At 63.2% G+C, this 9,182-nt stretch carries 5 protein-coding genes and 1 pseudogene; 1 reads left to right on the forward strand and 5 read right to left on the reverse strand.

Annotation, left to right across the window (positions count from 1 at the left end; all coding sequences use genetic code 11):
* Nucleotides 1-1,131: pseudogene (locus WC739_RS22840) on the forward strand (hypothetical protein); the annotation flags it as partial.
* A gap of 150 nt (nt 1,132-1,281) precedes the next feature.
* Here the strand turns inward: WC739_RS22840 and amrB are convergent.
* The 5 genes from amrB to WC739_RS22865 all read right to left on the reverse strand — a co-directional run.
* Nucleotides 1,282-2,955 (reverse strand): AmmeMemoRadiSam system protein B, encoded by a 1,674-nt coding sequence (gene amrB / locus WC739_RS22845; RefSeq protein ID WP_372955266.1) that lies wholly within the window; start codon nt 2,953-2,955, stop codon nt 1,282-1,284.
* Nucleotides 2,956-3,149: 194 nt separating this feature from the next.
* The gene (locus WC739_RS22850; protein ID WP_372955267.1) at nt 3,150-6,170 is read right to left on the reverse strand and encodes a hypothetical protein; all 3,021 of its coding nucleotides are present in this window, start codon (nt 6,168-6,170) and stop codon (nt 3,150-3,152) included.
* A 15-nt stretch (nt 6,171-6,185) separates the two neighbouring features.
* Nucleotides 6,186-6,890 (reverse strand): hypothetical protein, encoded by a 705-nt coding sequence (locus tag WC739_RS22855; protein WP_372955268.1) that lies wholly within the window; start codon nt 6,888-6,890, stop codon nt 6,186-6,188.
* Complete coding sequence (locus WC739_RS22860) at nt 6,887-7,264, reverse strand: hypothetical protein (protein ID WP_372955269.1); 378 nt, start codon at nt 7,262-7,264, stop codon at nt 6,887-6,889. Before WC739_RS22860 ends, WC739_RS22855 begins: the two co-directional genes overlap by 4 nt.
* A gap of 100 nt (nt 7,265-7,364) precedes the next feature.
* The coding region (locus WC739_RS22865) for a caspase family protein (RefSeq protein ID WP_372955270.1) at nt 7,365-9,182 on the reverse strand (1,818 nt) is incomplete at its 5' end.

Raw genomic sequence — 9,182 nt, forward strand, 5'->3', positions numbered from 1 at the left:
AAGGCGCGGACCGGCGGCGGCGCCGCCGACAAGGTCGAGATCGGCGTCGCGGTCGACCAGCGCATGACCCAGCAGTCCGACATGCAGTACCAGCACCTGGTGCGCGACGAGGACATCGCGATCTATCCGCAGGCCGATGAATACAATGACAGCTGGAACGGCACCGGGGAGATCACCACAAGCAATGTCTATGGCGGCATGGCATGGGACGACACGCCGGCCTTCGCCGAAGTCGACCTGAAGACTTCAGATCGATCCAAGGTCAAGCTCGACAGGCTGGAGATGAAGGTCGCCGCCAGCGATGCCTATCGCAAGCCGATGCTGTCGATATCGGAGCATTTCGGCTGCGTCGGCTTCCGGCCGGATTTCTCGATCATCAACAATGGCTGGGGCGATGCCAAGGACATGAAGATGTCGATCCAGTTCACAGGCGTGGACGAGGACGGCAACCCGACCGGCGAGCCGAGCCGTATGTTCATCAAGGACATCGGCAGTTTCGGCGAGGGCACCGACGTATCGATCAAGAGCGTGCTAACCGAGGCCGGAGTTGATACGGCCAGCCTGGAGACGGGGCGTTTTCCTTGTCCGTCGGTGGATAGCCTCAATGTCTGCCGCAGCCAGTTGACCAACAAGATCAAGTTCGGCGAGGTCGCTGACTATCTGGCCAGCATGCAGCAGGCGATGACACTCAACGCGATCGGCAAGTTCGACTATTCCTGGGCGGATGACGAAGGCCATGTCTACCAGCAGAGCGAGGCGTTCCGCACCTCGATCACCATGGCCGTCTTCGAGACGCCGGAATCGATGGCCGAGTGCGGCGATGGCGGCGGCGGCACCCCGGAGGCGATGCGCTACCAGAACATCGAGTTCCCCATAGGCAAGCATGACTATGCCATCGCCATGCCGGTACGCGGCAACAAGAATGTCAGCGCCTACACGGCCCGGCTGAAAATGTGGTCGTCGATGTCGTCGATCCACCGCTTCAGCATAGAAGCCCGTTTCGCAGACGGCAGCGTGCGCGAGAGCAAGCCGGTCACCTTCTTCTATTTCCGGCCAAAACAGTCTTTGTTCGAGACCAAGACCGAACCGACGGCCTGCTATCTGCCGCGCGACATGGTGGGCTGCGGCTAGGGCATGTCGATATTCAGGTCAGGCCGGCCTGCAAACGGTGGCTTCCTGCGCTTCCGGTGCTCACGTACCGAAGTACGCTTCGCTCCGGTTCTCGCAATCCACCGTTTTCGACACGGCCTGACCTGACTCTCAACACACCTTCGGATGCGCCTATTTCCGGCCCATCTCGAAATAGTTCGGCAGTGGGATGAGCCTGGTGAAAACCGTGCCCTGGGCGAAGACGCGCAGTTCCAGCATCGAACCCGAGGAGCGTTCAGCCTTCTGGTCGAACAGGAAATTGCCGAGCGAATAGACCTCCGCCACATCGCCGCCGGCAAGCGGCACGATCGCCTCGCTCGACACGTGCGGATGGCCACCGACGATGACTGAGGCGCCGCGCAGCCGCATCTCGTCGGCAAGCATGGTCTCGCGCGCCGATGGCTCGGTCCTGTATTCGCGGCCCCAATGGACGAAAGCGACCACCGGCCGCCGCGCATCCTCGTGCAGCAGCCGGTCGAGCAGGGCCGGGGTGAGCAGGTCGACGTTCTTCGAGCCGTTGGTGTCGATGTCGGTCAGGCCGACAAGGTCGAGATCGGCGAGCGCAAGCGTCTCGCCCTGGCCGAAATGCGGGATGCCCGCGATGTCCAGCGCACGCAAGGTCTCGGCATAGCCTGAGGGGCCCAAATCATAGGCGTGGTTGTTGGCGAGGCTGACGCCGGCGACATGCAGCCGCTTCAGCATGGTGGCCGCGAGGTCTTCCGGCATGGCCAGCGTCATGTCGTCGATGGCTTCAGGCACGTTGGGCAGGATGACGCCTTCGAGATTGACGATCAGCGGCCGCGATCCGGTCAGCGTCAGGATGTTCTCGACGATCTTGTCTGCAACGCCGTCGCGGACCAGGATTTTCTTCATGGCGCGGCCGAAGTTCACATCGCCGACGAGATAATAGATCCTGTCCTTCGGCCGGGCCGGATTGTTGAAACCGGGGCCGAAGGCGCCGAACAGCGCCACCACATAGCTCGTCGTCCGCTCGACATAGTCGGACGTGTGCTCCTGCGAGTTCTCGTTGGCGACGACCAGCGGCTGGGCGCCGAACAATTCGCGCTGCAGCCTGGTCTGGATGTAGAGCTCGCCGACGGAATCGGCGTGATCGGGCTGGCGAAGCATCGCTATTCCGTCGAGCGAACCGGCGGCCAGCATGTTCAGCGACTGCTGGTCGAAGCGGCGAGCCTCGTGCTGGGGCAGATAGTGCGAAAAATCCGTCGATTCGACGATCAGCGTGTCCTGGTCGACGATCGGTTTGAGCGCTTCGGCGAGCCTGTCCCAGTCGCCGCGCCTGGCCTTCACCGACATCGCCACCGGCACGATCTTCGCTTCGGGGAAATAGTGGTGCAGGAAGGGCAACATGGCGCGCACGCCGTGCTCCTTGTCGAACAGGCAGGAGTCCTCGACGATGTCGCCATTCGTTTCGAGCTGGCGCACCGCCTGGATGTCGGCCGCGACGGGGCCAAGCACGGTGTCGAAACCGCGCGACGTGGTGGCATAAAGCTTGTGCGTCTTGTGGAAATGGTCCGGCGACAGGATGACGATGCGCTTGTAGCGAAAGCCGGACGCCGCCCGGAAACCGAGAGCCACCAGGTCGGCCGCCAGCAGATGGTGAGGCACGGTGATGCCGGTCAGCCGCTGGTTCGAGGGCTGGACATCGGCGACTGCTGCCATTGCGCCCTTGAACAAAGTGGCGTCGTCGTAGAAGGGCGGGAAGTTTTCTGTGCCGGGCGGGCAGACGACAGGGGCGGCGAGGGCGGGGAGGGGGAGGAAGGCGAGAAGCGTTAATAAAAAAATCATTTGGATGGTTCGCGCGCAGGCACCCCCCTCTGTCCTGCCGGACATCTCCCCCGCAAGGGGGGAGATCAGATGTCGCCACTGCTTTCGCCAATTTCTAACGTTGAAAAGTAGGCGTATCAGCTGAAGCAGCCGATCTCCCCCCTTGCGGGGGAGATGTCCGGCAGGACAGAGGGGGGTGCCCAGGCGCAGCCCCCTCATGGCTCGGCGAGCACGATGTTTTCCACGCCGCCGACATAATAGAACGGCTTCTGCTTCGAGGACGTCAGCCGCACCACCTCGCGCGATATGAAGTCGGCGAGGCCGAACAGGGTGACACCGCCATCCGATGTCCTGGCCTTGCCGCGCAGGCCTTCGAGGACCGAATAGGTGAACACGCCGTGGCCGAGTTCCGGCAGTTCGGCGGCGGTGTTGTTGGCAGCGGTGGCTGAAAACACCACGATGCGGGCATCCTGCGCGTCCTTCTCCAGGCGTGGGTTGAAGGCGTTGGCGGCATGGCAGGTGTCGAGCAGCATGAAGCGCATGCCCTTGGCCCGCTCGACCGATTTCTGGATGTCGCCCCAGTCGACCAGCGAGGACCGCTTCCAGCGCTCGGCGTCCTGTTTACGGCCATCGGTCGGGATGAAGTAATAGTCCTCGTCGATGTTGATGCCGTGGCCGGCGACGAAGATGATGGTGGTGTCTTGCTCGCCCGGCCTGTCGAGGAAATCGGCAAGCTGGTCGTCGATCGTGTCGGAGTCCGGCTCCATGATGTTGGCGGCGCTGGCGACGGCGTAGGTCTGCCTGGCCTTGTCGGGATCCTCGTCCAGCGCTTCGCGGTTGACCAGGACCAGGGTCTCCATCGACGAAAACAGCGGCGCTGATTTCCGGGAAATCACGTCGAGGAATTCTGTCGCGTCGTCGACGGGATAGCGCAGGTCACAGGCGCGGCCCGAACAGGCATCGGTCAGGAACGGATATTTGTCGACGCCGATGACCGCGACATAGAGCTTGCCCTTGGCCTGCGGCTTCTCGGTCTTCCTTGCCAGCGCCGTCACGCTGCGCTCTGTCAGGTAGCCGAACTCGTTGGTGCCGGTGACGCGGATTGTATTCTCGCCAGTCTCGACCGGTATCTCGACGATGGTGCGGTCGCCATCCACCGAGCGAGCCGTGATGTCGCCGACATTGCGGCTGTTGGACAGGATGGAGAAGCCGGTCACATCGGTTCCAGCCTCCCTGGCGCCTGATATCTCGACCGCGACATAGCCGTCCCGGACCTTGCTCTGGTCTTCGGCGACGCGGATCGCGAACTCCGGCGGCTTGCGCTGCAGGAGCTTGCGCAACTCATTGTCGACGCCCGGGCGCATCTCCTGGACCGCCTGCTTGGCGCTGCGCAGGATGATCGCGCGCCGAACCATTTCCGGGCTCCAGAGATATTTCTTCAATTGACCAGCGCGAATGAAGCGGCCTTCATGGTCGCGGCCCTGGTTGACCTGCCAGCCGATCAGCTTGTCGCCCTCGTCGGAGGAGTAGTAATAGCCCTGCGGCATCCAGGCGATCCATTGCGAGCCGGCAAAGAACATCGACACGATCAATTCGTGGGTCTTGAGGTTCCATAGCCGTAGCGTCTGGTCGGCGCTGCCGGTGACCAGCAGGCCAGCCTCGGCTGAAGCGACCAGGGCGTTTATCTCGCCCGTATGGCCAGTGAATTCACCGGAGACTTTCGCGGTCGCTGTCCGGTATTCGAGCAGCGTGCCGTCATTGCCGCCGGTGATCAGGCCAAGCCCGCTGTCGATCAGCGTATAGGCCGAATGGACAAAGCCGTTGGTGGCGTCGTTCTCAATGCTACGCACCACCTTGCCGCCATTGGCGATCTCCAAAATTGCGTTTTCAAGCGCATCCTTGCCGCCTGCGGCGGCGCCAAGCGACCACTTGCCCTCGGCCAGCGCGGCGCGTTCAAACGAGCCGGACTCCGCGAGCGGCTGGGGAGCATCGAAGAAGCGTTCCTTGGTTGGAAGTTCGAGCGTCTTGTCCAGCGTTCCCTGTTCTTCGGGACAGGCCACACGGTCGGGGCAAGCGTTGGCGTTGCCCCAGGCAATGACACCGTTCGATGCATCGATGCCGACGGCGGTTACAGGCTCGCCCAATCCCTGCAGCAGGGCCTTGCGCTCGCCGGTCGCCGGGTCCCAGACCTGGATGGCGTTTCGGAGGCCGCCGGCGGTCGCCACCAGCGAGCCATCGGCGTTGGCGGTGCTGGCGTGGACCGTGCCGTCATGGCCGGCATAGTCGAGCGTCTTCTCGCCGGTTTCGATGTTCCAGGCGATGGAGCGATGCTTGTCGGCGCAGCGGTAGCCGCAGGACGCGACCAGCCGAGCGTCCCCGGCAAAGGTCAACGAGCCGATGAGGAAATCCTGCTTCGGCATGGCGCGCGCCAACGTGCCGTCGGCGGCATGCCAGATCTGGACCTGCCCGTCCTTGCCGCCGGTGGCGAACAGGGCGCCGTCCGTCGAAACGGCCAGCGCCATGACGCTGATGTCGCGCAATGGCTCTGCTTCGGCCGGCAAGGCGATCTCCTCGCCCTTCTCGACATCCCAGAGGCGAATGCCATTGTCGGTGGTGGCGGCGGCCAGGCGGGTTCCCGCCGCGGCGAAGGCGATCTTGTCGATGTGCCAGGAATCGGCATCGAGTTTCTTGTCCAGCGTCCATCCGGTCGCGGATTTGTCGTCCTGCTTCCATAAATAGACGACGCCGTCCGCACCGCCTGCGGCCAGCGTCTTGCCATCGGGAGAGAAAGCCAGGTCATAGGTCGCGTAGTCCGCGGCCTTCAGCACTGCCTTCATCTTGCCCGTGGCGAAGTCGAAGAGCCTGATGTCGCCATAGGGCGGCTTGTCGCCGAGGCTGGCGCCGAAATAGCCTCCTGCGGCGATCGTCTTGCCATCGGGCGCGACGGCAACTGCGAAGATCTTGCCGTCGCTGCCATTGCCGAGATAGCCGCGAATGGTTCGCAGCGTCACCCCGCTCTGCCAGTCCCAGATGCGGATGGTCTTGTCGTCGGAGGCGGACACGATGTCCTCGCCATCGGGCGTGAAGGCGAGATCGGTGACCTGCGCGGTATGTCCCCCGGTATCGAGATCGAGATGGAAGTCCGGCGTATCGTCGGCGCGGGCAGAATTCAAGGTGCCCACGCCGAGCATCGCCAGCCAGCATAAAGCAAGACAAAACGCCTGACCGGTCTTCATGCCTGGATGCTCACGTCAGTTCGTCAATGACGATGATGTATCGCCGATATACTTTTCGACGGCCTTCGCGAAGGTGGTTGAGCCAGCCTTGCGCTGCCGGTCGATATAGCCGGCAAAATAACTCCAGAACGAGACGGCGTAGTCACGGAAATAGGCATCCGCGACCTCCCGCGAACAGACATTCCCTTCGACGCAAAAGGAAAGGCGGTTGAGGAAATAGAGGATTTTGTCGAAATCGGCGGAGAACTCCCCCAACGGCTCTTCGCCGCCACTGGCCGACATCGCCTCGATGCCGATGCGCTGCCTGTAGACTTTCTCGTCGGCCGCGGTCGGATTGGAGCCCAAGAGCGAGCTGTATTTGTCGTTGAGCGCCGCCAGGCGAGCCTTCAAAGATTGCTGGGCTTTCTGGTAATCGGCCGTCTCCCAAAGCTCGACCAAGGCCATGGATTGCGAGACGCGCTGTTCCTCGCGCGACTGAAGATACTGCACCACCGAAAAAAGCGCCCCGATGATCAACACGAAACGCACACCGAGGCCGGCCCATGCGTCGACGATCGTGCGCCAGTCACCGTCGGTGAACGGATTGGCTTCCTTCTTCGGGACCTCGACCGGCGGCGCCGGGTGCTTCTTGCCTTCAGGAGGACCGGAAATGGCCAGGCTCATCTCCGGCGACGCCTGTGCGATCGGCTCCCGCGCGGGTTTGGGTTTTGGCTCTTTCATTCGCAACGCCCCAGATCGATCTTGGCCGAGGGGTCAAGCACAAGGCCCGGTTCCTTGAGCTTCTGCCTCAGGCAACCGAGTTGCTGGCGCGAGATCATGAACTGAATATCCGGCTCCACGGTCCCCTTGGTCGGCGAGGGCAGGGCTTCGACCACGCCGCGCGATGCACAATTGCTGAGATCCACCGCGACGGCTTCGCTCTTGCTTGTGGCGATCTGGTCATATTGATCGAGAAAACAGCTCGCCAACTCGGAATTGATGACAATTTCCTTGGCGCAGAGTCCGCAAGGCTCTTCCGCCGAAGCGCTGGACATGCCGAGCACGGCGACCAGGCCGCCAACAGCGCCAATGAGGTTCAGGATAACGGTTCTCACGATAGGCCTCGCTTGCTTGATCGGGCTGTCATGCGTCTCCAGCCGGAGAATGTTCACTTATCCTGCCCACCGTGCAAGGGGCCGGCACCAGATGCCGCGCTCAGGTGCGTGGCACCGTCTCCATCGGGAAGATCATCACGGCTCCCTTCGGGCCGCTCTTGTCGGCAAGCCGCATCACGGATCGGGTCGCGGGCGCCATGCCGATATCGGTCAGCATGTCCGAGAAGCTGGCCGACCCCAGGCCGCGCGTCATCGCTGCAACGCCGTCCTGCGCCAGGAAGCTCAGATCTTCCTTCTCGCTCTCCGGCGGCGCCTCGGTCAGCACCGCGATCATCCGCTCCATGCCGAAACTGGTGTCGGTGAAGGCCAGCAGTCCCTCTTCGAGCGTGGCCTTGGGGGCGAGGCGTTCGGCAACGATGTGGGTGATGGAATAGTCGCTGCCGACATAAAGCACATTGATGTCGACCAACTGGTCCGAGCTGTTCCTCGCCAGCACATGCACCTCGTCGCCCGGCGAGACGCGAGGAACCGCGGATGCCTGCAACGGCTCGAGGCCGTCCTTGTCGCGGCGCTTGACCTGGAACTCGACATCGACGTCCTCGGGCTTGTAGTCGGAGGCCGCTGCCAGCCGCGACAGCCCGGTGGCACGAAAGATGGTGCGCAAGTTCCTTGTCATCGCATCGGCCAGCTTTTGCCGGTCATCCCCGTGGATGATGACCAGCGGTGGCTTGCCGCCATCCTTGAGCGTCACGTCTCCCGACGCCGGCAGGAACCAAAGCGCCGGCTTGTCGGTGTCGTCCTTGGCGGCGCCGGCGATGGCGTTCTCGCGCATCACCGCGAGGCGAAGCTCGGCGCTCTTGCCTGGATCGACCAGCTCGATGTTGAAGCCGGTTTCCTTGGCAACGACCAGCTCGTCGAGAACCGAATTGACCAGCGCGGTTTCCTGCTCGAGTCCTTTTGACGCCGCCGGTCGCGCGACGACGAGCTTGTAGTCGACGGCGATCTCCGCCACCCGTGCATAGGCGTTAGCCGGAATCTCGGCGAGCTTGAGCGCCGGCTTCTTGTCGAACTCGACCGGCTTGAGGCGGCTTTCCAGGTTCTTCGCCGACCGCACTTCGAGATAGCCGACGGCGTCGGACAATGAGGACAGCGCCGAAGGCAGGATGGCGAGCTTGCTGCCGGGCGTCAGACGATGCAGCAGGCCGGCGCCGATCGTCATATCGCCGTCCTTGATGACAATGGGCCATTGCATGACCGCGTCCGTCCTGTCGGTGCCGAACACGCGTGCGTCGAGTTCGCCCTCGAACAGCGGCGTCGGCCGGGTGCGGCTGTCGGCCGAATATTGCTGCAGCACCGCCTGCCCGAGCTGGCGATAGGTGACGGCGGGATTCTCGGCCAGCTTCGACAGGATGGTGAAGGTGAACAGGCCGAAGCGAGGCGCGTCCGTCACCCCCTTGGGCAGCGGCATTTCCGGCGTCGTCTCGATCGTCTGGGCGGCATAGAAGGCGACCAGCTTGCCCTTGGTGATCGGTCCGGCCCCTGTCGGGCTCAGGTTGAAGGCAGGCTTGCGCGCGCCATTCTCGTCGAGGCCGCGCGACGCGGTCGCGACCGTGTCTTCATACGCTTTGATGGCCGTGGCCCTGGCGGCTTCGTCGCCGCCGACCAGATCGGCGAATTCGACCTTTCGTTCCAGTTCATCGTCGACTTCGACGGCGCGTGTCGCGGTGCCGGAATGGCAGCAATCGAAGACAGCCCAGACGAAAGCGCCCTTGTCGCGAATGGCGTCGAGCGCATCACCGATCTCGTTGTCGACCAGGGCATTCGGCACGCCGGCCTCGCGGTTGACCCACTTGTCGATGTCGACGGGCAGGAAGATCTCGTCGAGCCCGTCGGTTTCGTCGCCCTTGACCCTCTCCGG

Origin of the sequence: Mesorhizobium sp. (assembly GCF_041661565.1) — a bacterium.
GTDB lineage: Bacteria > Pseudomonadota > Alphaproteobacteria > Rhizobiales > Rhizobiaceae > Mesorhizobium.

Excerpts from the sequence above, each read along its gene's own strand:
- amrB (WP_372955266.1), bottom strand. The coding sequence starts at position 2,955 with ATGATTTTTTTATTAACGCTTCTCGCCTTCCTCCCCCTCCCCGCCCTC.
- WC739_RS22850 (WP_372955267.1), bottom strand. The coding sequence starts at position 6,170 with ATGAAGACCGGTCAGGCGTTTTGTCTTGCTTTATGCTGGCTGGCGATG.
- WC739_RS22855 (WP_372955268.1), bottom strand. The coding sequence starts at position 6,890 with ATGAAAGAGCCAAAACCCAAACCCGCGCGGGAGCCGATCGCACAGGCG.